Annotated in this window: 22 protein-coding genes and 2 pseudogenes; 11 read left to right on the top strand and 13 right to left on the bottom strand. The window is 71.7% G+C overall.

Features of this window, described 5'->3' with window-relative positions; genetic code table 11:
- The first annotated feature begins 18 nt into the window (after positions 1 to 18).
- Entirely contained in the window at positions 19 to 1,857 is a 1,839-nt protein-coding gene (locus tag ACIB24_RS10220) for a chloride channel protein (RefSeq protein ID WP_398279119.1), read from the top strand.
- A gap of 27 nt (positions 1,858 to 1,884) precedes the next feature.
- On the opposite strand, the gene ACIB24_RS10215 is transcribed toward ACIB24_RS10220, so the two are convergent.
- From ACIB24_RS10215 to ACIB24_RS10190, 6 genes and pseudogenes are all read right to left on the bottom strand, one after another.
- Entirely contained in the window at positions 1,885 to 2,091 is a 207-nt protein-coding gene (locus ACIB24_RS10215) for a hypothetical protein (RefSeq protein ID WP_398279116.1), read from the bottom strand.
- Entirely contained in the window at positions 2,088 to 2,579 is a 492-nt protein-coding gene (locus tag ACIB24_RS10210) for a nitroreductase family deazaflavin-dependent oxidoreductase (RefSeq protein WP_398279114.1), read from the bottom strand. Before ACIB24_RS10210 ends, ACIB24_RS10215 begins: the two co-directional genes overlap by 4 nt.
- On the bottom strand, positions 2,576 to 2,830 hold the full coding sequence (locus tag ACIB24_RS10205) for a hypothetical protein (protein ID WP_398280447.1): 255 nt from the start codon (positions 2,828 to 2,830) through the stop codon (positions 2,576 to 2,578). The genes ACIB24_RS10210 and ACIB24_RS10205 overlap by 4 nt, the downstream gene beginning before the upstream one ends.
- Positions 2,831 to 3,006: 176 nt before the next feature.
- Positions 3,007 to 3,435, bottom strand: a pseudogene (locus tag ACIB24_RS10200) (trehalase-like domain-containing protein); the annotation flags it as partial.
- 68 nt (positions 3,436 to 3,503) lie between these two features.
- Entirely contained in the window at positions 3,504 to 4,103 is a 600-nt protein-coding gene (locus ACIB24_RS10195; RefSeq protein WP_398279111.1) for a hypothetical protein, read from the bottom strand.
- Positions 4,100 to 4,453 (bottom strand): STAS domain-containing protein, encoded by a 354-nt coding sequence (locus tag ACIB24_RS10190; RefSeq protein WP_398279108.1) that lies wholly within the window; start codon positions 4,451 to 4,453, stop codon positions 4,100 to 4,102. Before ACIB24_RS10190 ends, ACIB24_RS10195 begins: the two co-directional genes overlap by 4 nt.
- A gap of 112 nt (positions 4,454 to 4,565) precedes the next feature.
- Between ACIB24_RS10190 and ACIB24_RS10185 the strand changes: the two genes are divergently transcribed.
- From ACIB24_RS10185 to ACIB24_RS10175, 3 genes are read left to right on the top strand one after another with little or no spacing between them, the layout of a single operon-like run.
- Positions 4,566 to 5,276 carry a response regulator transcription factor gene (locus tag ACIB24_RS10185; protein ID WP_398279105.1) on the top strand — a complete coding sequence of 237 codons (711 nt, stop codon included), beginning with the start codon at positions 4,566 to 4,568 and terminating at the stop codon, positions 5,274 to 5,276.
- A 33-nt stretch (positions 5,277 to 5,309) separates the two neighbouring features.
- Positions 5,310 to 6,695 carry a HAMP domain-containing sensor histidine kinase gene (locus tag ACIB24_RS10180; RefSeq protein ID WP_398279102.1) on the top strand — a complete coding sequence of 462 codons (1,386 nt, stop codon included), beginning with the start codon at positions 5,310 to 5,312 and terminating at the stop codon, positions 6,693 to 6,695.
- Positions 6,692 to 7,324: a GerMN domain-containing protein gene (locus ACIB24_RS10175; protein WP_398279099.1), complete on the top strand. Its 633-nt coding sequence runs from the start codon at positions 6,692 to 6,694 to the stop codon at positions 7,322 to 7,324. The genes ACIB24_RS10180 and ACIB24_RS10175 overlap by 4 nt, the downstream gene beginning before the upstream one ends.
- Positions 7,325 to 7,380: 56 nt before the next feature.
- Here the strand turns inward: ACIB24_RS10175 and ACIB24_RS10170 are convergent, their stop codons facing one another.
- From ACIB24_RS10170 to ACIB24_RS10160, 3 genes are all read right to left on the bottom strand, one after another.
- Positions 7,381 to 8,445: an AI-2E family transporter gene (locus ACIB24_RS10170; RefSeq protein ID WP_398279096.1), complete on the bottom strand. Its 1,065-nt coding sequence runs from the start codon at positions 8,443 to 8,445 to the stop codon at positions 7,381 to 7,383.
- Position 8,446: 1 nt separating this feature from the next.
- Positions 8,447 to 8,575, bottom strand: coding sequence for a hypothetical protein (locus tag ACIB24_RS10165; protein ID WP_398279092.1), 129 nt, complete (start codon positions 8,573 to 8,575; stop codon positions 8,447 to 8,449).
- 340 nt (positions 8,576 to 8,915) lie between these two features.
- Entirely contained in the window at positions 8,916 to 9,434 is a 519-nt protein-coding gene (locus ACIB24_RS10160) for a MarR family winged helix-turn-helix transcriptional regulator (RefSeq protein ID WP_398279089.1), read from the bottom strand.
- A gap of 155 nt (positions 9,435 to 9,589) precedes the next feature.
- Here ACIB24_RS10160 and ACIB24_RS10155 point away from each other — a divergent pair, with 155 nt between their 5' ends.
- Positions 9,590 to 9,967, top strand: coding sequence for a nuclear transport factor 2 family protein (locus ACIB24_RS10155; protein WP_398279086.1), 378 nt, complete (start codon positions 9,590 to 9,592; stop codon positions 9,965 to 9,967).
- Positions 9,968 to 9,983: 16 nt separating this feature from the next.
- Here the strand turns inward: ACIB24_RS10155 and ACIB24_RS10150 are convergent, their stop codons facing one another.
- From ACIB24_RS10150 to ACIB24_RS10135, 4 genes and pseudogenes are all read right to left on the bottom strand, one after another.
- Positions 9,984 to 11,615 (bottom strand): phytoene desaturase family protein, encoded by a 1,632-nt coding sequence (locus tag ACIB24_RS10150; RefSeq protein WP_398279083.1) that lies wholly within the window; start codon positions 11,613 to 11,615, stop codon positions 9,984 to 9,986.
- Complete coding sequence (locus tag ACIB24_RS10145; RefSeq protein ID WP_398279080.1) at positions 11,612 to 11,854, bottom strand: hypothetical protein; 243 nt, start codon at positions 11,852 to 11,854, stop codon at positions 11,612 to 11,614. Before ACIB24_RS10145 ends, ACIB24_RS10150 begins: the two co-directional genes overlap by 4 nt.
- Before the next feature lie 138 nt (positions 11,855 to 11,992).
- Positions 11,993 to 12,427: pseudogene (locus tag ACIB24_RS10140) on the bottom strand (sodium:calcium antiporter); the annotation flags it as partial.
- Between the two features lie 175 nt (positions 12,428 to 12,602).
- Positions 12,603 to 13,604, bottom strand: coding sequence for a LacI family DNA-binding transcriptional regulator (locus ACIB24_RS10135; RefSeq protein WP_398279077.1), 1,002 nt, complete (start codon positions 13,602 to 13,604; stop codon positions 12,603 to 12,605).
- A 285-nt stretch (positions 13,605 to 13,889) separates the two neighbouring features.
- Between ACIB24_RS10135 and ACIB24_RS10130 the strand changes: the two genes are divergently transcribed.
- The 6 genes from ACIB24_RS10130 to ACIB24_RS10105 all read left to right on the top strand — a co-directional run bounded on the left by ACIB24_RS10130 (position 13,890) and on the right by ACIB24_RS10105 (position 20,700).
- Positions 13,890 to 15,299 carry an L-fucose/L-arabinose isomerase family protein gene (locus ACIB24_RS10130; protein ID WP_398279074.1) on the top strand — a complete coding sequence of 470 codons (1,410 nt, stop codon included), beginning with the start codon at positions 13,890 to 13,892 and terminating at the stop codon, positions 15,297 to 15,299.
- An 82-nt stretch (positions 15,300 to 15,381) separates the two neighbouring features.
- Entirely contained in the window at positions 15,382 to 16,716 is a 1,335-nt protein-coding gene (locus tag ACIB24_RS10125) for an ABC transporter substrate-binding protein (protein ID WP_398279071.1), read from the top strand.
- 75 nt (positions 16,717 to 16,791) lie between these two features.
- A complete protein-coding gene (locus ACIB24_RS10120) occupies positions 16,792 to 17,682 on the top strand; it encodes a carbohydrate ABC transporter permease (RefSeq protein WP_398279069.1) in 891 nt (296 codons plus the stop codon).
- Entirely contained in the window at positions 17,679 to 18,581 is a 903-nt protein-coding gene (locus ACIB24_RS10115; protein ID WP_398279066.1) for a carbohydrate ABC transporter permease, read from the top strand. Before ACIB24_RS10120 ends, ACIB24_RS10115 begins: the two co-directional genes overlap by 4 nt.
- Positions 18,578 to 20,068: an L-fuculokinase gene (locus ACIB24_RS10110; protein WP_398279063.1), complete on the top strand. Its 1,491-nt coding sequence runs from the start codon at positions 18,578 to 18,580 to the stop codon at positions 20,066 to 20,068. The genes ACIB24_RS10115 and ACIB24_RS10110 overlap by 4 nt, the downstream gene beginning before the upstream one ends.
- Positions 20,065 to 20,700, top strand: a complete 636-nt coding sequence (locus tag ACIB24_RS10105) for a class II aldolase/adducin family protein (protein ID WP_398279060.1) — start codon at positions 20,065 to 20,067, stop codon at positions 20,698 to 20,700. The genes ACIB24_RS10110 and ACIB24_RS10105 overlap by 4 nt, the downstream gene beginning before the upstream one ends.

Below are 20,700 nucleotides of genomic sequence, written 5' to 3'. Positions count from 1 at the left end.
TTGCATAATGCATGGATTATGACGTCGCTCCCCCTTCTCGTCCGCCGCTCGATCCCGCCTCGCCCCCTCCGCGGGTGGGGTGAGGCGCTGCGTGGGTCGGAGTCGGGTCTGCTCATGCTGGCCCTCGTCGTCGGCGCGGGCGCCGGCCTCGGGGCGGTGGCCTTCCGCTGGCTGATCCTCGCCGTGACGAAGATCTTCTCGGGGTACGACGACTACTCGGCGGTCGGTCGGGCGGCGAACCCTCACGTGCCGTGGCTGGGCCCGTGGTTCCTGCTGCTCGCACCGGTGATCAGCGGGCTCCTCTACGGACCGCTGGTCTACCGGTTCGCCCGGGAGGCGCGTGGGCACGGCGTCCCGGAGGTGATGTACGCGGTGGCCCGTCGGGGAGGGCGCATCGCCCCCCGGGTGGCCGCCGTCAAGGCCCTGGCCTCGGCGTTGTGCATCGGCGGGGGAGGATCGGTCGGCCGGGAGGGGCCCATCGTCCAGATCGGGTCGGCGCTCGGGTCGACCGTCGGGGGGCTGGCCCGGCTGGAGGAGGAGCGGTTGCGGGTGCTGGTCGCATGCGGCGCGGCCGGCGGCATCGCGGCGACGTTCAACGCCCCGCTCGCGGGCGTGTTCTTCGCGATGGAACTGATCCTGCGCGATTTCGCGGGCCGCGCGTTCGGCATGGTCGTCCTGTCGTCGGTGACCGCCAGCGTGATCGGCCGCGCGGCCCTCGGCGACGAGCCGTTCCTGCACCTCGCGGCCTTCCGCGTCGACCACCCCTCGCAGTACGGCTGGTTCGTCCTGCTGGGGGTCGTGGCCGGGGCCGTCGGGGTCGCCTTCACCCGGGTGCTGTACCTGATCGAGGACGCCTGCGACCGGGTCTGGCGGGGCCCGGAGTGGCTGCGCCCCGCGGTCGGGGGCCTCCTGCTGGGGGCGTTGCTGCTGGCCGTGCCGCAGATGTACGGCGTCGGCTACCCCGTCCTGGGGCGGGGGATCGCGGGGGACTACACGGTCGCCTACCTGCTCCTGCTCCTCGTGGCCAAGGTGGTGGGAACCGGCCTCACCATCGGGATCGGTGGCTCGGGAGGCGTTTTCGCGCCCAGTCTGTTCGTCGGGGCCATGCTCGGTTCGGCGTACGGCCAAGCCCTCGAGTGGTTGTTCCCGGCGACGGCCGGCTCACCCGGGGCCTACGGCCTGGTGGCCATGGGAGCGGTGTTCGCCGGCGCGGGACGGGCCCCGATCACCGCCGTGATCATCATGTTCGAACTCACCGGCGAGTACTCGATCATCCTGCCGCTGATGGCCGCCATCGTGGTGGCCACCGGCATCAGTCGTCTGTTGATGCGGGACACCATCTACACCTTGAAGCTGCGCCGTCGCGGCGTGGATCTGGATGCGGCGACGCCGCTCGGCGTCCCGGTGGCGGGCCTGCTGGAGCAGCGGCCCGGATCGGTCGATGCGGACGCCACCGCCCTCGAGGCCGCCCGGCTCCTGACCGCGACGGGGCACGCCCAACTGCCGGTCACCGATCCGCACGGCGCCTACCTGGGCGTGGTCGAGGCGCGCCGGCTGACCGAGGTGCTGGCCGACGGGCGGCACGACGCCGCGGCCGTGGACCACCTCCTCGATCACCCACCGACCCTCCGCCAGGACGACGACCTGGACGCGGCCCTGGAGGCGCTCGACCGGTGGCCCGGTCCCGTCCCCGTGCTCGCCGCGGACGGCACGACGGTGGTCGGTTGGCTGACGCACCGCACCGTCCTGGCGGCGGTGCGCGACGTGCGGCTGCGGGCTCCCGCCGCGACGGGTCGCCCTCCATCCGTTCCTTCAAGCCCGACCGGATCAACAGCGCATTCGCCGGCAGGGCCGTGAAGAAGCCGATCACCATCGCCACCTGCATCAGGAACCAGTAGCTGGCCGTGGTCTTGGCGGGGCCACCGGCCCCCAGTAGAGGGCCGTGACCGGGTAGACCGGGTTCATGATCCACAGCTTCTGCCGGGCGCCCCGCGCGATGTCGGCCGTGATCAGTCCGGCGGACACGAAGGCCGACCCGAGACCGATCCAGGCCAGGACCTCGAGCCAGGCCAGTGGCTGGGTGTGCATCATCGCCTGCCTTCTTCCGGGGACTGCGGGGCGAGGGCCACCATCGGAAGCTGCTCGACCAGCCGCCGTCGGGCCGCCGGGGTCCCGTCGTACGGCCAGCCGACGAGGGCCGACAGGACCCGCCGGACCACCGGACCCGCGAGCCGGTTGCGACGCTCGTACCCGCCCAGAAGGGATTCAGCCTCCTCGGCCGGCACGGACCGGCAGCGGGCCGCGAAGTCGCGCCGGCCCAGATGGACCCGCGCCGGGCCGCCGGAACGCAGGTTGAGCAACCAGTCGGACGTGGCCCCGAAACCGGCCAGCACCGCGACCTCGCCGGTCCCGGGCACGTGCGCCACCACCTCCAGCACCGTGTGATGGGTGCGACCGGTCCGCCGTCCGACGTGCTCCAGCTCGAGGAACCGCTCACCGAGCAGGAAGCCCCAACCGTGGTGGTAGAGCGCGGTCGGCAGCGCGAGGAGCCGGCGCAGCAGGGGGCCGGGCCTGCTCACGGATGGGCCACCCGCGCGTCGCCGCCCAGCAGGTCGCTGAGGCCGGCCTCGTCGATCCCGGCGCGGGAGGCACCCGGCAGGAGCAGTTCGGCGACCCCGGACGTGAACCCGTCAGGCCAGCAGGACAGCTCGACCGTGGCCCGCGTCCAGCCGCTGTCGAGCGGTTCGAGGTGTACCGAACCGGTGTAGCTCGGGCCGGTGAGCGCCGTCCAGACGATGCGCCGTTGCTCGGGGTGCACCCGCACGGCCACCCGTACCGAGCGGTCACGTCCCGGTGGGCCTCGGGCAGGTCGAGGTCGAGCTCCAGGAACTCCCCGCCGTCCGCGCGGTGCACCCGCGCGTCTGCGGCGCCGTCCAGGCGGAACCGGAGGGGGCCGCGCCGGGCGGTCCACACGTCGCGGTGCCGGCGCAGGTCCTCCAGGGGTGCCTCACCCGGATCGGCGCGCAGGTCGAGCCGTACCCGGACGTGGTTGCGGCCCGCACGCGAGAGTACCCGGCGCATCAGCACGGTCACGTCGGGGTGGCCGGGCAGGGCCAGGGCGTCCTGCGACTCGGTCACGCCGCGCACCGAGACCCAGCGCCCGTGCCAGACCAAGGATCCCGGCTCGTAGTACCCGCCCCACACCGAACGTTCCTCGGGATGGATCTGGAAGAACGACCCGCCCCCGAGCAGGGAGGTGAGGACCCCGTCGTCCGACCAGCCCGGGTGGCACAGCCACCCGATGTCACCACGCGGGCCCACGAGGGCGCCGCGCCGACCATCAGCGAGCAGCGCGTAGTCGCGCAGGACGTGGGGAGGCGGGGGCTCCGACGACGAGGCGGACGACAGAAGGACACCTCCTGCGAGAAAATCCATGTATGAATACATGAATCACTATCCGGGAAGACCGGCCGGCTGCAACCCGAGACGACCCGTCGGGCGGTTCAGGTCTGGGCGAGCATCGCGACCGCCCCGGTCGCCGGGGCCGTCAAGAGCCCTTCACGCAGCCGGAGGAGGCCGTCCGCGCCGGGGTGGTCGCGCAGCGACGCCAGCACGTCCGGGGGCTCTTCGAGGAAGGCGGCCGAGCAGAGCAGCAGTACGTCGTCCGGAGCCACCCGGCAGCGCACCCCGGGTGACGTTGCGTCGCAGAGCGTCTCGGCCGGCCGGTCGGGGTGGACCACGACCGGCGGCGGCCCGCCGCGGGAGGCGAGGTCCAGCCATCCGTCGGCCCGCAGGTCCACCACCGTCACGCCCGAACAACCCCGCCGCCACGTCGCCGGTGCGGCCAACGAGTCGGCGATCTCGTCCGGGCGCCCGTACCGGCATCGCTCGCGCAGGCGCTGACGCGCCGCCACGCCCTCGCGGCCCACCACCGGCACGAGCGTCGAACCCCACTCCAGGAGGACCACCCGCAGGCGGTCCCGACGCTCGACGGCGAAGGCATGACCGGGGGCATGGCTCGCCATCGCCGCGGACCAGGCGGTCCGGGCGTGGTGCGGTCCCGGCAGGCCCGGGCGGACCATGAGCTCCGGGCCGGCGCTCATGCGGAGGCTCGCCTCCGCACGAGCGCCGACGCAGGCTCCTCGACGGGGAGGACGCGGGCCAACCCCGACTGTTCGAGGATCCGGCGGTTGCGCCGGTCGACGCCGCTGAGCACGACCACTCCGCCCCGGGCCCGGCATCGTCGCTGGGCCCAGAGCAGGGCGGTCACCGTGGTCGAGGAGAGTTCTCCGAGTGCTGCGACGTCCACCCGCAGCACCGGCGAGCCCGAGCGCACGACATCGATCACGGCGTCCCGCAGAGCGGTCATGCCGTGTACCGGACGGGCCCGGTCGAGCCGGACCTCGATGTCGTCCCTACCGCGCTCGGGGAGCGCTCCGTCCCTCGTGTCCACGCCCTCGACGATGCCCGAGCCGCTTTGCGAACCGTCCGCCGACCGCTTTGCGGTTTCATGACGAAGGGCCTCCGGGCGCGGCGGTTTCCCGCCCCGGTGGCAGCATGAACCCGTGCGGTTGCTGCTACTGGAGGACGACGACGGCATCCGCACGACCCTGCGGATGGGGTTGGAGGACGAGGGCTACGAGGTGACGGAGCACTCTCGGGCGGAGGCGGCGCTGACCCATCTGCAGGGCGCTGGCGCCGACGTGGGGCTCATGCTCGTCGACCTGATGCTCGGCGGGATGGACGGCCTGACCTTCATCCACCGGGTCCGCCAGTTCCACGACGCACCCATCGTCGTGGTCAGTGCGCGCGACGACACGTACGACATCGTCACCGCCCTGGAGGCCGGGGCGGACGACTACGTCACCAAGCCCTTCCAGTTGCGTGAGATCACGGCGCGGCTGCGAGCGCTGCGACGGCGAGGACGCACGCAGGAGGTGGACGCCGGGCCGGCCGTCCGCCTGGACGGGCCGCCCGAGCGGCCGCTCGTGCTGTGGCCCGAGGCCGGGCGGGTCGTGCGCGGAGACCAACCGGTGAACCTGACGCTGACCGAGTTCCGGCTGCTGTGCGAGCTGGCTGCGGTGCCGGGGCGGGTGCTGGCCCGCCCGGTGCTGCTGGAGCGGGTCTGGGACCGCGGCTTCTTCGGTGACGAACGCATCGTGGACGTCCACATCCGGCGGCTGCGGACGAAGATCGAACGCGACCCGGCCGATCCGCGGGTGGTGGTGACCGTGCGCGGTCTGGGCTATCGCCTCGACGCGGAGCCGGACCCGTGAGCCGACCCGTGACCGACCCGTGAGCGGGAACGCGTGAGTGGCCGGGGGCCGCGGTTCGGGCTGCGTCGCCGGGCGACGCTCGCCTTCGCCCTCGCGGCCCTGCTCTCCTCCGTGGTGCTCGCCAGCACCACCTACGTCGTCGCGCGTGGCTACCTCCTCCAACAGCGCGAGCGATCGGCCCTGCGGCAGGCCTACGCCGAGGCGGGCTACGTCCGCGACCGGTTGCTGACGGCGGGCGTCGACCCGTCCGACGTCCTGAACGACATCGCTCCCCGCCCCGACGCGCGGATTCTCGTCGCCGTCGGCGGACAGTGGTACTCGTCGGACCTGACCGACACCAGCAAGCAGTTGCCCGGCCCGCTGACCCGCGTGGTCGGCTCCGGCCGGCCGGGGCTTTCGTGGGCGAGGCTGGACGGCGCCCACGCCCTGGCGGTCGGCGTACCGCTGCCCGCCGTGAAAGCGCAGTTCTACGAGATCAGTGCCGTCACGGAGCTCGACCGCACCCTGCGGATCCTCCGCACGGTCCTCGCCGCGGTCGGCGCCTCGACCTCGTTCGCGGCCGCGGTCCTCGGCCGCTACGTGGCCCGTCGGGTGGTGCGGCCGCTGGACGAGGTGGCCACCGCGGCGGGCGCCATCGCCGCCGGGCGGATGGATACCCGGCTGCCGCCGAGCACCGACCCCGACCTCCTTGCCATCGTCGCCTCGTTCAACGCCATGCTCGACGCGCTCCAGGACCGCATCGAGCGGGAACAGCGGTTCGCCGCGGACGTCAGTCACGAGTTGCGCTCGCCGCTGACCACCCTGGTCACAGGCGTCGAGCTGCTGGCGGCCCGCCGCGACGAACTGTCACCGCGCTCGCGCACCACTCTCGACCTGGTGCGCACCGAACTCGGGCGGTTCCAGACCACGCTGCAGGACCTCCTGGTCCTGGCCCGGCTCGACGCGGACGGCGAGGACTCCGACCGTCGCTCCGTGACCGACCTGGCGAACCTGGTCCGCGAGATCCTCCGGCGGGAGGGCCGTCCGGAGTCGCTGCTGCGCGACGAGACGCACGCCCTGCCCCCGGTCGTACGCGCCGAGAGGGCACTTCTCGAGCGGACCGTCGTCAACCTGCTGTCGAACGCCGACCACTACGCCGGAGGGCCGACCGCCGTGACGGTGCGCATCGACGCGGATCGCGCCCTGGTGCTGCTTACGGTCGAGGACGACGGTCCGGGGGTGCCCGACGCCGACAAGGACCGGATCTTCGCCCGGTTCGCCCGCATCGAGACCTCGCGGGGGTCGGTCCAGGGCACCGGTCTGGGCCTGAGCATCGTGGCCGAGACCGTTCGCCGTCATGGCGGCGTCGTCTGGTGCGAGGACGCCGCGGGCGCCGGCGCGCGCTTCGTCGTCCAGCTGCCCAGAGAGGTGGGATCGTGAGCCTGACGACGGGTCGGCGGGTCGTCGCGCGCCGGCTGGCGCCGGTCGCTGTCGTGGTGGCCGTCGCCGCCTGCGGAGTCCCGACGGGAGGCACCTCGACGGTGGCGGCCACTGCGAGGGTGCCCTACGGGCTGCTGAACACGGCGGCCCCAGATGCCGGCGCCGTCACCAGCCTCGCACCGGCCGCGGCCCGGAGGACCCGGATCGCGCTGGTCGCAGGCGACGGGCGGATCCGCATGGTGCCCAGGGCGCGACCGGTCGATGCGTCCGTGAGTACCGTGCAGAGCCTGCTCGACCAGCTGGCCGCGGGCCCATCCGATGAGGAGCGTCGCACCGGACTGGGCTCGGCGCTGCCCACCGGTGTCCGGCTGCAGGCCGGCGGTCCGCGTTCCGGCATCCTGACCGTCGACCTCTCCGAGGGGACGCCGGTGCAGGCCGCCGACCGGTTGGCGGTCGCGGTCGGCCAGATCGTGCTGACCGTGACGGCCGTCCCCGGGGTCCGCGCGGTCCGCCTGCAGCGACGCGGCCAGCCGGTGGACGCGCCGTTGCCGTCCGGAGCCCTGACGACCCGGGAACTGGTCGCCGCCGACTACCAGACCCTCCTCGACGACCCGCCCTCGGGCGGCTGACGGGGCGGCTGACGGGCGGCTGACGGGCGGCCTCGGCACCCTGGACGCGTCGGGGGTCAGCCTCCTTCGTCGTCGGGCGGTTGGTCGGGCGGCTGGTCGGGCGGCTGGTCGGGCGGGGGAGATGGCGGGGCGCCCGGCTGCTGGAGCCCGGCATGGACGGCGGCGCACAGCGGCACCGCGAACACAGCACCCTGCAGCCCCGCGATGAGCCCGCCGCCGGTGACCGCGGCCACCACGGTGATCGGGTGGAGCGAGACGAACCGCCCGACCAGGAACGGTTCCAGCAGGTGGGCCTCGATCTGGTTGTCGATGATCAATATGCCGAGGAGCACGAGGGCGCTGACCGGCCCCTGGGTGGCGAAGGTGACGAGGACGGCGACACCGCCGAACAGGAAGGCCCCCAGGATGGGGACGAAGCTGCCCAGGAACACGAGGAAGGCGAGGGACAGGAACAGCGGCACGTGCATGAGGGCCAAGGTGGCGCCCACGACCACGCCGTGGAACAGAGCCACGAGCGCGGTGGCGCGGACCCAGGCGGAGACGGCGGCCCACACCGCGAGGCCGCGGGCCTGGACGCCGGTTCGTGCCGCCGGTGGGAACAGTTCGACGAACCACCGCCATACGCCTTCGCCGTCATAGGCCAGGTAGACGGTGAAGAACAGGGTCAGGGCGAGGCCGCTCAGGGTCTCCACCCCCGTCCGGAGCCCGGACAGGACCTGGGCGGCGGCGCCTCCACGCCCCTCGGCGGCGTCCGCGGCCCGCTGCTGCCAGTCCTGCAACGTCGCCTGGTCGACGGGCAGGGTGCGCAGGGCCCGGGTGAACTCGTCGACGAGCTGCGGGGCCTGGCCGGCCACCCGGACGGCGACCCCGGCGATCGCGCACCCGACGATGAGCGCCAGGGCGAGCGCGCTGAGTGCCGCGGCCGGCCCGGGCGCCAGGCCGCGCCGGCGCAGGAAGGCCACCGGTGGGCGGATCAGCGCGACCAGGAGCAGGCTGGCGGCGAACGGGACGGTGAGCAGGCTCAGGCGCAGGAAGATCTGCAGCGCCACCCACAGGGCGACGGCCAGGATCATCAGGTGCAGCGCCCAGCCTGAGGCCCGGGTGAGCCGTTCGGGGACCATGTCAGAGCCAGTTCCGGGCGGCGCGGGCCTCGATGTCCGCGAGCCCGGCGTCGGCGGCCGCCGGGCTGACGCGACCGCGACCGCGGGCGATCAGGACCACCTCACGCTCAGCGCCGGCGGCCTCTTCCAAGGCTGCGGCATACCGCCCGGTCCGTGAGCGGGGGTCACTGCCGGTCCCGTCCCGCTCCGCGGCGGCGATGACGTCGCCCGAGCTCTTGTGGGGATCGCAACCGGCCCCGGTAGTCCTCCCGGGCCGCGCGTGAGGCGGAGTCGGCCTGGCGCCCTTGTCGCGCGACCGGTCGCTGTCACCGCCCACCTCTCGCTCCGGGGTCCGAGCGCGGGCTCAGGAGCACCGGTAGACCCGTGTACGGATACACGGATCACTATGCGGCGACGGCGGCCCCTCGCAACCGGGCCGGTCACCCTGTACCCCTGCTACCGCCCGGTCGGACGGTGCGGGGGGTTGGCGCTCAGGCGCCGATCTGCGCGGCGGCCGCCTCGTAACCGGGCTCGTCGAGAGCGACGGCGAGCAGCTGCATGCCCTCGAGCACGGTCCGTCGCTGCTGCGGGGTGAGCGGCTCCAGGGCGGCGCGGATGTGTTCCGTGCGCCGCTGCATGACCCGTGTGACCAGCCGACGGCCAGAGGCCGTCAACGACACCAATACCTCGCGGCGGCTGTTGGGGTTGGGTAGGCGCCGGACCAGGCCCGCGGCGACCAGCCGGTCGGCCGTCCGGCTGAAGGTGGACTGATGGATGCCGAGGCGCTCCGCGAGCGCACCCGTACGGCTGGGCCCGAGGGTGTCGAGCAGCACGAGCGCGCGGAACTGCGGCACGGTGACCTTGTCGAGGACGGGCTGCAGCGAGACGGCCACCACCCCGAGCAGCGCCCGGGAGGCGACCATGGCCGCCTCGGTCGCGCGGTCCAGATCACCGGGGCCGGGCGCCGGCGAGGGCGACGCTGCCGCTCGGGCGAGGGGTCGGGGAGCCATGAATCCACTATATGAGCCTCGCGGCCGGACTCCCGGTACGACGCCCGTCCCGTTGCGACGCCTGCGGCGTACGACCGGGGTCGACGGATCCGTGTCGAGCACCGACATATGCCACGATGCATGAATCGTGCAGCCGACGAGCGCGGGACGGGTGGATGGAGGAGACGTGGGGCCTCGAGGAGGAGTTCTGGGCCGCCGGCGTCACCGGTGATGTGCCCCGGTACCTGGCCCGCGTGCTGACGGCCGACGCCTTCGTGGTCCTCCCCGGAGTCGTCCTGACGCGCGAGCAGTTGTTGCGCGAGTGGGAGGCCCGTCCCCTGTGGTCCTCGTATGCGTTGGGGTCTCGCCGTGGAGTGCTGATCAATCAGGAGACGGCCGTGCTGTCGTACCGGGTGGAGGCCACGGATGCCGACGGTGTCGGCTACCGGGCGCGCGTCTCCAGCGTGTACACCTGGGTGGGGGCGTGGGCGCTGGCCATGCGCCAGCACACACCGGAACCCGGCTCGGACCTCAAGCTGTACCGGGAGCCCTGACCACGTTCCATCCGGTTCACCCGGCCAGCCAGCGGGTCGTCCGGGCCAGGGCGCGGGCGCCGCTGCCTGCGAGGGCCGCTCCGTGCAGCACCGCCGTGGCCGCGATGCCGCCCGGGCCACCGTGCACCCCGCCCCCCGGGTGGGCTCCGGCACTGGCCAGATAGAGCCCGGCGACCGGTGTCTCCGGTCGCCCGAGGCCCGGCGTCGGCCGGAACACCAGCTGCTGGAACAGCTGGGCGGTGCCCCCGTTGATGGCGCCGTCGAGGAGGTTGGCGTCGTCGGCCTCGAGATCCTGCGGGAGCTGCCGCAGGCGGGTGCCGATGAGGTCGCGGAAGCCCGGCGCATGGCGTTCGACCGTCTCCTCCATCCGCTCGGCCAGGCGTTCGGCCGCTCCGGCGTCGGGGTTACCGCGAGGGAGATGGCTGTAGGCCCAGAGGGTCTCGTGCCCTTCGGGGGCTCGGGTCGGGTCGGCGACGGCGAGTTGCCCCATCAGCTGGAACGTGATGTCGCTCGGTTGGCCGGTGCTCAGCGCCGCCGACCACAGCGCGAGCTGGCCGTTGTCGGCGCCGACGTGCAGGGTGCCGGCCTCAGCCAGCCCAGGCACTTGCCAGGGGACCCGGCCGCGCACCGCCCAGTTCACCTTCACCGTCGGTAGGTCCGCCGTGAAAAGCCCGTCGATCTCCTCCAGCAGCCGCCGGGGGACGGCGTCGGCCGGCAGGAGGCTGCGGTACAGGGTGGGCGCCGCGACGTCCGCCAGCACCGCGCGTCGGGCCCGGAGCCGGCCGCCGCCGGCCAGCCGCACGCCGACGGCCCGGCCGCCGCGGACCTCGACGCCCTCGACCTGGCAACCCGTGACGACCTGGGCGCCCGCGCTCTCGGCGCGCCGTAGCAGCGCGGCGGCCAACCGTCCGGCACCTCCCTCCGGCACCGGGAACCCGACGTCCTGGGCGAGCATGCTCATCAGCCAGCCGAACGCGCCGCTGCCCGGCGCCACGACGGGAACGTCGGCGTGCATCGCGTTGCCGGTCAGCAGGAGCGGGCCGTGCCGCCCGCCGAACAGTTCGGTGCCGAGCCGGGCGACCGGCAGCATCAGGGTGCGGGCCAGCCGAAGGGCGTCGCGGGTGCCCACGGCGCGCAGTAGCCCGACGGTCCCGCGTACGGGTGGGAAGGGCGAGAAGAGCAGGTGCAGGAAGGGTTCACGGATTCGCTGCCACTGCGCCAGCAGGTCCAGCCAGGCCCGGCCGTCGCCGGGGTGGTCCCGGTCCAGACCGTCGGCGGTCCGGTGGGGGTCGCGGTACAGGACCGCGGCGGCGTCGGCGTCGGGTCCGGACGGGTGGGCCAGGACGGCCGGGGCGTGTCGCCAGGTCAGCCCGTGGTCCTCCAGCGCCAGGGCCCGGATGTAGGGCGACGCGGCAGCCATCGGGTAGAAGGCGCTGTAGAGGTCGGTGACGTACCCGGGCTGCAGTTCCTGTGACTTCACCGCCCCGCCGACCTCGTCGGCCGCCTCCAGCACGCAGACGTCCCATCCGGCGTCCGCCAGCATCGCCGCGGCGACGAGTCCGTTGGGCCCGGCGCCGATCACCACCGCGTCCGCCGTGGCGTTCGTCGTACGCACGTCGTCCACGGTCACGTCGGTCACGTCGGTCATGTCCGTCTCCTCTCGTCGAGCACTCGCCGCCGCGATGTGCCTCGGCCGCGGATCAGCAACGCGACCGCGACGCCGACAGCGACGACGGCTCCAGCGGCGACCAGGGACCGGGGCACCCGGACGGCGGGCCCGTCCTGACCGGGCCCGGCGTCCAGGACCCGGACACCGGGGAAGGCGACCTCGGCCGCCCCGACCGCCTCCGCTCGGTCGGTGTAGGTCAGGGAGGCGGGCAGCACCACCCCCGGGGCCCGCGCTCCCGGCGGCCATGTAGCACCAGCGCCACGTGCCCGACCGCTCCTGCCATACGCGGACCGTGGCCTGCGTCGCCTCCGCAGTCACGACCGGCGCTCCCGCGCGCGACCGGAGGGCGTGGGCGCCGCCTCGGGAGTCAGGCGGAAAGCGATGAGGCTGTCGGGCAACTGGGTCCCGGCGACGACCACTGCGAGGACGGCGACGACCAGGATCGCCTCCAGGACCTGTTGCAGGGAAGCGGCGCGGTACGTCAGGGGCCGTGGGCCCCGCACCCCGAAGACGTCCAGCAGGACGAGGACGACGGTCTGGATGGCGATGCCACCCAGGATGTTCCCGACGGCCACGCCCACGTTGCCGCTCACCGCGGCGCTGGCCACGATGGCGATCTCGGGCAGGTTGGTGGCCACGGCCAGCAGGACGAGGCCGCCGAGCGCCGACCCGAGGTGCCAGCGCACGGACAGCACATCGGTCTGGTCGGACAGCTGAACGCCCGCCGCTCAGATCAGGGCCGCCGCGACCCCGAAGATCAGTAGCAGTGCGGGCAACGGCAGATCCGACATGCCTCCGGCTCCCTCGAGGTCGTCATACCCCAACCCTCACGGGTCCGGCTGGACCCGGCGACTCGGAACCAGAGAAATCCCCATGGGAGCTCAGCGAGGCCTGAGCTTTCACTCGCCGCCCCTGGGTGGTGGTGAGTCAGGGGCAGACCCACGCCCGGTAGATCTGGGCTTGGTCTCAGCGCGGTGTCGGGCGTCCAGCGCCGAGGTCCACGTTCAGCATCACGGTGCGGGCAGGGGACTCGGGGTGTTCCAGGCGGGCGAGCAACATCTGAGCGGCAGCCTTCCCCACGTCGTAGGCAGGTTGGGGGAGGACCGCGATCTGAGCGCCCAGCAGGCGGGTCCACGGCGCGTCGTCGAACGTCGTCACGTGGATGTCCTTGCCGGCCGAGAGTTCCCGCTCCGACATGACCTCGAGCAGGCCGACCGTCATCAGGCTGTTGGCAACCAGGATCGCATCGACCTCGGTGTCGTCGAGCAGTGACTCGGCCGCGGCCCGCCCGCCCGCGACGTTGTAGTCGGCGTAGCGGATCAGCTCGTCGGCACCCGCGGAGCCCACCAGCCCGGCGTCCGCCAAACCCTCGCGGTAGCCGACCGCCCGCTCCTCGGCGGTGAATACGCGCCGCGGTCCGGTCAGGCAGCCGATCCGACGAAAACCCGCGTCTGCCAGACCTTCTACGGCGGCACGGGCGGCGCGCCGCGTGTCGACCAGGACCGTGTCGACCTGCTTGCTGTGGTGCAGAGGGCGGTCCATCGCGATGACGGGGAGGTCGCGGGCGATCAGGCCCTCGATGTCGGTGTCGGGCGACGTCGGCGTGATCAGCACCCCGGTCACCCGGCTCTCGATCGCCAGGGCCAGGTAGCTGTCCTCCTTGTCGGGGCTCTCGTCGCTGTTGCACAGCAGGACCGAATAGCCGGCGGACTGGGCCACGTCCTCGACACCACGTGTGAGCTGCGTCAGGAAGGGGTTCTCGACGTCCGCGATGATCAGGGCCCACGTCATCGAACGCTGCTGGCGCAGGCTGCGGGCCACGGTGTTCGGCACGTAGTTCAGCTCGCGGGCCGCGGCCAGGACCCGCGACAGCGTCTCCGGCGCCACCCGGGTGTCGGCGCTCAGGGCTCGGGACACGGTGGCGGTGGAGACCTGGGCCCGCAGCGCGACGTCGCGGATGGTCGTCATCCCGGACTCCCCTCGTGTCGCCGACTGGTTGCGGCGTACAGCCGTCCGACGTCCATCTCGGCAGGAAGCAGGGTGCCATGAACGTCGGTGTTGAGATCGTTTACATCTGTCGAGTGGTCAAGTTGAGCACGTCTAGCTGCTGTTTTTCAATTCGTTGTGTGGAGGTTCTTGACGACTTCGGTCACAGCGAGCAGTATCCAGTGCAATCGATTACATCCGTTGCCACGGCAGCGGGTCATCACGAAATCGCGCGCGATTCGTCACCGACGACGAACAGGAGACCTCATGGCTCGCATCGGGTTGATCAGCCTTTCCGACGGCCGCGACTACGTGAACAAGGACATCGACGCCTTCATCCGCTCGGCCGAGGACCGGCTGGCGCAGGCGCTGTCCCGCGCCGGCCACGAGGTCGTCCGCACCCCCGGACCCGTCACCTCGAACCGCGACGCGACCGCCTACGCCCGAGAGGTCGCCGCACAGAAGGTCGACCTGACCGTCCTGCACTACGCCGTCTGGGCCTTCCCCCACTTCACCATGCTGGTCGCCGACGCCACCCCGGGCCCGCTGCTGCTCCTCGGCAGCCTCGACCCCGTCCAGCCCGGCATGGTCGGCCTGCTGGCCGGCGGCGGAGCGCTCGACCAGATCGGGCGCACGCACACGCGGCTGTGGGGCGATGTGGACGACGCGCTCCTCACCGCGATCGGTACCCAGGCCGCCGCCGGCGCAGCGGTCGCCGGTCTACGCGGCCAGACCTTCGGCCGGATCGGTGGCCGACCGATGGGCATGAACACCGCGGTCGCCAACACCGACGACTGGATGCGGCTCTTCGGCGTGGACGTCGAGGAGGTGGACCAGTGGGAATTGGTGCTGCGCTCCGAGAAGGTCGAGCAGTCCCGAGTCACGGCGGGTCGCGAGTGGCTGGAGAAGACCGCCGCCGGCGTGCACTACAACGGCGCCAACCTCACCCCCGAACTGCTGGAGCGCCAGATCCGCTCCTACCACGCGATGCAGAGCCTGATCGACGAGAAGGGGCTCGACTTCACCGGGATCAAGGGGCAACCCGAGCTCACGGAGAACTTCGCCACCATGGACGTGGCGGAGGCGTTCCTGAACGACCCGTACGACTGGGAGGGCCCGAAGGCCACCCATGTCTGCGCGACCGAGGCCGACATGGACGGCGCGCTGACCATGCAGATCCTGAAACTGCTGACGCAGAAACCCGTGCTGTTCGCCGACGTCCGGCACTATCACGCCGACCGCGACGTGTGGGATCTGTGCAACTCCGGCCAGCACGCCACGTGGTACGCCGCCCGCAGCGACGACCCGGCCGAGAACCTCGCCAAGGTCCACCTCTATCCGGAGGTGTTCTTCTTCCCCGCCGGGGGTGCCTCCGTGCACCACCTGGCCGCGCCGGGGGCGATGACCCTCGCCCGCCTCACCCGGCTCGACGGCCGGTACCGGCTGCACCTGATGCTCGGCGACTTCGAGCAGTACGACGAGGAGACGAACGAGCGGCTGATGAACCAGTCGACCCGTGAGTGGCCGCACGCCTTCGCACGTCTGGACACCCCGGGCGCCCGGTTCCTGGAGACCTTCGGGGCCAACCACATCCACGCCGTGCCGGGCGACGTCCGGGCCGAACTGCGCGCCGTCGCAGCCCAACTCGACATCGACCTCGACGAGATGACCCGCTGAGGCACCGAACCCCACCAGCAGCACGACTCCGCAAGACCACCGCACCACAGGCAGAGCACCACCCACCGAGAGGACGGAAGCGATGAGGCTTCGGAACAAGCTCACCGTGGCGGCACTCAGCGCCGCGACTCTGACCCTGACCGCGTGCGCCGGCGGCGCCACCTCGGGCGGAGACACCGGCGGCGGGGCCAGCGGCTCCGGCACCGTGACGTTCCGCTCGTGGAGCCCGATCGAGCAGACGACGACCCAGATGGTCGACGCCTTCACCAAGGCCAACCCGGGCACGTCGATCAACTCGACGATCTTCAACTACCCCGAGTACCTGGTGGACCTGCAGACTCGCGCCTCGTCGAACACGATGCCGGACATCGTCGGCCTCCAGCCCGGGGCGCTCACCCAGCAGTACCGGGACAAGCTGATGCCGCTGCAGGACTGCGCCGAGAAGACCTGGGGCGCTGACTGGAAGGACAAGTTCTACCCGATCGGCCTGGAGCAGGCCCGGATGGGCAACCCCGACGGCGACGAGAACTACTACGACCTGCCGATCCTCGTGCAGACCGTCAACCTGTGGGCCAACACCGACATCCTCAGCGCCAAGGGCGTGGCCATCCCCAAGACCTGGGACGAGCTGAAGGCCGCCACCCAGAAGCTGAAGGGCGGCAAGTACGCGCCGTTCATGCTGCCCGCCAAGGACAGCTGGCTGCGCAACGTCGTCTACCTGCAGATCGCCAACAACGTGGCGCCGGGCCTGGCCTACCAGGCCGAGGACGGCAGCGACTCGTGGACCAACCCGAAGCTGGTCGAGGCATTCGACTACTGGGGCAAGCTGTTCACGGACGGCATCGCGCAGAAGGGCGCGGTCGGCCTGGACGCCTACCCGTCCGGGGCCAACCAGTTCGAGGCGGGCAACGCGGCGATGATCCCGCTCGGTGCCTGGTGGATCCAGCAGTCCGACCCGAGCCGGTCCGGGACGCCGAAGCTGTCGCAGGGGATGTCCGGTTACCAGCCGTTCCTGTTCCCGACGATCCCCGGCGGCGCGGCGACGTCCCAGTACGTGGGCGGCATCGACGTCTCCCTGGGGATCGCCAAGAACACCAAGAACCCCGACCTGGCCTGCAAGGTGCTGACCGACTGGATCGCCGGCCAAGGGGCTCAGGTCCTGATCAACACCTTCAACGACCTGCCGGCGGTCAAGGGCATCAACCCGCAGAAGTTCACCAGTGACAAGCAGCAGCAGATCTGGAACACCATGACCCAGGACTGGATGCCGAACGTCAAGTACTCCCGGTACCTGAAGAGCCCCGCCGTGGACACCGCCCTGGGTGATGCACTGGCCGGGGTCGCGACAGGCGACCTCACTCCGCAGAAGGCGGCGGAGAAGGTTCAGGCGGCGCAGGTCAAGGCCAACCAGGGCTAGATCCTCGCCGTCCGTGATCGGCGGGTGCGTCGGGTTCCCCCGGCCCGGCGCACCCGCCCCACCGAGAGGAGCCTCATGATCACGCATCGGCGCGAGCGGCTCGCCGGCTTGGCCTTCCTGGTCCCGGCCCTCGTCCTGTTCGCGGTGTTCGTCGTCTATCCGATCATCTACAACGTCCAGGCCAGCACGCTGAAGTGGGACGGAGTCAACGCCGGCCAGGCGGTGGGGCTCGGCAACTACCGAGACCTGTTCCACGACCCCGTCTTCTTCACCACCCTGAAGAACTCGGGCTGGTGGATCCTGCTCACGATCGTCCCGCAGGCCGTGATCGGCTTCGCGCTGGCCTACGCGCTCAACCATCAGCTGCGGGGCCGGAACCTGTACCGGGTGATCTTCTTCGTCCCGGCCGTGCTCTCCCCGGTCGTCGTCGGCATCGTCTGGCAGCGGATCTTCGACCCGTTCAACGGCGTGTTCGCCTCGATCGGCCAGACCACCGGCATCGACGCGCTGAGCCAGCCCTGGCTGAGCGACCCCAAGACCGCGATCTTCGCCTGCATTGTCGTGAACGTCTGGATGTGGACCGGCTTCTCGATGCTCTTCTACCTGGCCGGGCTCCAGCTGGTCGACCAGAGCGTGCTCGAGGCCGCGCGCATCGACGGCGCCAGCCAGTGGCAGACGATCACGAGGATCCTCTTCCCGCTGCTGAAGTCGACGCACCTGTCACTGCTGCTCCTCGGGATCATCGGCTCCCTCAAGACGTTCGAACTGGTCTACGTGCTGACCGAGGGCGGTCCCAACCACGCCTCCGAGATGCTGCCCACCTACACCTTCAAGCAGGCCTTCCAGCTGCAGTCGGTCGGCTACGGCTCCACGATCTCGGTCGTGCTGCTGGTGATCGCGGTGGTCAGTTCCCTGTCCATGGTCCGGGCCTTCGGGGCCGGCTTCATCACCGGGGACGACGAATGAGCGCCACTGCGAACCGCACGCACCAGGCATCCCCCCGATCGCAGTCGCCGGCTGCAGCGGCCCACCGTCGCCGACTGCTCGGCCGCCGCGACCGCACGGGCCTGCTGCACATCGTGCTGTTGCCCCTGGCCGTCCTGTGGCTGGTCCCGCTCGTGATGGTGGTCGGTCTGTCGCTGCTGCCCTCCGACGACCCGGGCGTCACCGCCTGGGGGCTCGTCCCGCAGGCGCCGAGTTTCGGCAACTACGTGAACATCTGGCAGGACAACCCGATCTTCCGGAACCTGCTGAACAGCCTGCTGATCACCGTGCCGTCGGTCGCACTCGTGGTGCTGTTCGGCTCGATGGCGGCGTTCGCGCTCGCCCGTCTGCGGGTGCCGCTGAAGGCCGTGATCTTCGCCATGCTGATCCTCGCGCTGATCCTGCCGATGTCGAGCATCATCGTGGCGACGTTCAAGATCCTTCAGTCGTTCGGGCTGTACAACAACCTGCTCGGTCTGGTGCTGGTCTACACGGCGCTCGGCATGCCGTTCGCCGTCATCATCATCCGCACGGCCTTCCTCGCCGTTCCTCAGGACACCTACGAGGCAGCCCTTCTCGACGGTGCTGGACCGTGGCAGATCTACTGGCGCATCTACCTGCCGCTGGCCCGTCCGGCGCTGGCCGTCGTCGTGATCTGGCACTGCATGATGGCCTGGAACGACTTCCTGCTGCCGCTGGTCTCGATCAGCGACAACGACCTGAAACCGCTCACCCTCATCCCGCTCGCCTACCGCGGGATCTTCCTCAGCCAGCCCGGCGCCCTCTTCGCCATCCTGGTGCTGATCTCGCTGCCGATCGTGATCGTGTTCCTGTTCCTGCAGAAGTACCTGGTGAACGGGCTCGCGGGAGCCATCAAGTGAGTCTCGTCGGCCTGGACCTCGGCACGAGCGGCGTGCGGGCGGCAGCGTTCGACGTCGCCGGCCGGCCGCTGGCCGAGGTCGCCCGCGCCACCACGCTGCGCCGGCCCGGCCCCGGGCTCGCGGAACTGGACGCCGAGGAGCTGCTCGCCGCGGCGGTCGCTGTACTCCGCGAGGTCGCGGAAAGCCCTGCGGTGCGGGCCGATCCGGTCGAGGCGCTGTCATTCAGTGTCCTCGGCGAGGCCGTGGTCGGGGTGGACGACGAGGGCCGGGCGCTCGGCCCGGCGCCGGTCAGCATGGACCGCCGTGGAGCCGACCTGGCGATGGCCGTCGATCGCGAGCTCGGCGCCGACGAGGTCCAGCGGATCACCGGACAGCCGCTGCACGCCATGTTCTCGGTCTACAAGGTCGGCACGGTCGCGCAGTGGGTGGACGCCGGAGTGCGGGTGCGCACCATGGGCGAGTTCGTCGCGGCGCGGCTTGGTGCCCGAGCCGCGATCGACACGACGATGGCCGCGCGGACCGGCGCCTTCGACGTCGAGTCAGGCACGTGGTCGGCCGAAATGGCCGACGCCACCGGCGTTCCCGTGACCATCTGGCCGGACGTCGTCCCAGCCGGAACGACGATCGGCGCCGTCGGTACGGAGGCCTCCGGGGCGACCGGATTACGGCCGGGGACGCCGATCGTGGCCGGTTCCCACGACCAGGCCTGCAGCTACTGGGGGGCCGGCGGCCGGGTGGGCGCGACGTCCGTCTTCGCGTTCGGCTCCAGCGACTGCCTGACGGTGGGTTCTCCCACCCGCCCCGAGGGTCTCATCGGCACGGGCCTGGCCACTTACGCTGCGGCGCAGAATCTCTGGATCACGCTCGCCGGGACCGCGGCCGGTGGCTGGGCCCTCGAGTGGTGGAGCCGCACCGCCGGGGCGAGCGACGCGGCCGCCACGGCCGCGCTGCTCGAGGACGCGCACGACGTCCCGCCGGCCCTGCTCGTCCTGCCCTACCTGGCCGGGTCGGGGACCCTCGACAACGACGAGGCCGCCGCAGGTGCCGTGCTCGGCCTGACTCTGGAGACCTCGCGCGCGGAGCTGACCCGGGCCTTCCTGGAGGGCGCCGGGTACGAACTGGCCCGCATCGACGAGGCGCTGCGGGCCCGCGGCGTCGAAGTCGGCGCGATCCGGGCGGTCGGGACCGGGTCGCAGTTCCCGCTCGCGCTGCGGATGCGGGCCTCGGCCGCGGGTCTCGCCCTGCACGCCGTACCCGGCAACTCGTCGGCCCGCGGCGCCGCGCTGCAGGCCGGCGTCGGGATCGGGTTGTTCGGGTCGCTCGCCGACCTGCCCGAGCCGGTCCTCGGGGACGGCGGCCCCGCCGTCCCCGAGGACCAGGACTGGTACGCCGCGCAGCGCCGCCGCTACACGGACCTGGCGAAGACGATCGCCCCACTCAGCCACGGCCTGACGGCCGGACGTCACACAACCGAGGAGAAGAGATGACCGAGACCGATCTGCGGGCCGCCAAGCAGGAGATCCTGGACTACTGCCTGCGTTCCATGGAATACGGCCTCAACTTCAACACCCAGGGCAACATCAGCGTCCGGCTGCCCGAGCCGGACCGGTTCCTGATCACGCCCACCGACCTCGAGTACGACCGGATGACCGCCGACGACATCGTCGTGGTCGACGCGAACTCGAACCTGATCGAGGGTCCGCACCAGCCGTCGTCCGAGGTGACCGTGCACATGGCGGTCTACCGGCGCCGCCCCGACGTCCAGGCGATCGTGCACACCGAGCCGGTTTTCGCGAACGTGTGGGGCGTCATCGGCGAGCCGATCGAGGGCGCGCTCGTGAACATGGTCATCTACACCAAGGGCGCCGTGCCGATCATGCCGTTCGCGCTCAGCAACCGGACCGAGTTCGGCGACGCCATGTGCGACGTCATGGGGGACCTCAACGCCGTCGTGTGGGCCAATCACGGCCTGCTCACGGTCGGCCCGAACCTGCGCGACGCCTTCAAGACCTCGGTCGCGGTGGAGAGCGCCGCCCAGGTGCTGCTGCACGCACGGTCCGTCACCAGCAAGCCGATCGTCCTCGACTACGCCGGCCTCGGGATCACGGAGTCGCTCTGA

The sequence above is a fragment of the Spongisporangium articulatum genome (assembly GCF_044465595.1).
GTDB classification, from domain to species: Bacteria; Actinomycetota; Actinomycetes; order Actinomycetales; family Kineosporiaceae; genus Spongisporangium; species Spongisporangium articulatum.
The sequence above is the reverse complement of the archived record's forward strand: the minus strand, read 5'-3'. Positions and strand labels throughout refer to the sequence as shown.

What these genes read in the sequence shown, in the direction of transcription:
- ACIB24_RS10220 (WP_398279119.1), top strand. Translation starts at nt 19, where the DNA reads ATGACGTCGCTCCCCCTTCTCGTCCGCCGCTCGATCCCGCCTCGCCCC.
- ACIB24_RS10215 (WP_398279116.1), bottom strand. Translation starts at nt 2,091, where the DNA reads ATGATGCACACCCAGCCACTGGCCTGGCTCGAGGTCCTGGCCTGGATC.
- ACIB24_RS10195 (WP_398279111.1), bottom strand. Translation starts at nt 4,103, where the DNA reads ATGAGCGCCGGCCCGGAGCTCATGGTCCGCCCGGGCCTGCCGGGACCG.
- ACIB24_RS10170 (WP_398279096.1), bottom strand. Translation starts at nt 8,445, where the DNA reads ATGGTCCCCGAACGGCTCACCCGGGCCTCAGGCTGGGCGCTGCACCTG.
- ACIB24_RS10160 (WP_398279089.1), bottom strand. Translation starts at nt 9,434, where the DNA reads ATGGCTCCCCGACCCCTCGCCCGAGCGGCAGCGTCGCCCTCGCCGGCG.
- ACIB24_RS10155 (WP_398279086.1), top strand. Translation starts at nt 9,590, where the DNA reads ATGGAGGAGACGTGGGGCCTCGAGGAGGAGTTCTGGGCCGCCGGCGTC.
- ACIB24_RS10150 (WP_398279083.1), bottom strand. Translation starts at nt 11,615, where the DNA reads ATGACCGACGTGACCGACGTGACCGTGGACGACGTGCGTACGACGAAC.
- ACIB24_RS10135 (WP_398279077.1), bottom strand. Translation starts at nt 13,604, where the DNA reads ATGACGACCATCCGCGACGTCGCGCTGCGGGCCCAGGTCTCCACCGCC.
- ACIB24_RS10130 (WP_398279074.1), top strand. Translation starts at nt 13,890, where the DNA reads ATGGCTCGCATCGGGTTGATCAGCCTTTCCGACGGCCGCGACTACGTG.
- ACIB24_RS10125 (WP_398279071.1), top strand. Translation starts at nt 15,382, where the DNA reads ATGAGGCTTCGGAACAAGCTCACCGTGGCGGCACTCAGCGCCGCGACT.
- ACIB24_RS10120 (WP_398279069.1), top strand. Translation starts at nt 16,792, where the DNA reads ATGATCACGCATCGGCGCGAGCGGCTCGCCGGCTTGGCCTTCCTGGTC.
- ACIB24_RS10115 (WP_398279066.1), top strand. Translation starts at nt 17,679, where the DNA reads ATGAGCGCCACTGCGAACCGCACGCACCAGGCATCCCCCCGATCGCAG.
- ACIB24_RS10105 (WP_398279060.1), top strand. Translation starts at nt 20,065, where the DNA reads ATGACCGAGACCGATCTGCGGGCCGCCAAGCAGGAGATCCTGGACTAC.